Source organism: Microbacterium sp. ZXX196, from assembly GCF_009709595.1.
In the GTDB taxonomy this organism is placed as follows: domain Bacteria; phylum Actinomycetota; class Actinomycetes; order Actinomycetales; family Microbacteriaceae; genus Microbacterium; species Microbacterium excoecariae.
Map to the genome: position 1 here is coordinate 1 of NZ_WMEE01000522.1, position 235 is coordinate 235.

The 235-nt window shown below is 70.2% G+C and carries 1 pseudogene; it reads left to right on the forward strand.

The annotated features are described in order from the left end of the window. Positions 1-13: 13 nt before the first annotated feature. Positions 14-235 (forward strand): annotated as a pseudogene (locus GJQ66_RS15090) (DUF1707 domain-containing protein); the annotation flags it as partial.

Here is a 235-nt window from a genome sequence, read left to right on the forward strand (position 1 = left end):
CCTCGATGACCTCATGCCGCTGATCGACGATCTGCCGGAGGGCCACCGACTCCACCAGAGGCTTGCCCGACAGACCGGGCATGGTCAGGAATCGGGTCCGGGGGCGGCTCTGCAGCGACGGGGACCGGCCGAGCTCATCCCGGCCGTCGATCCGGGTTCCGCCCCGCCCACGAACTCGGTGGCCATCATGTCCGGCCGTGAGATCGACGTGGCGCCAGGGACCGGACAGGTCACC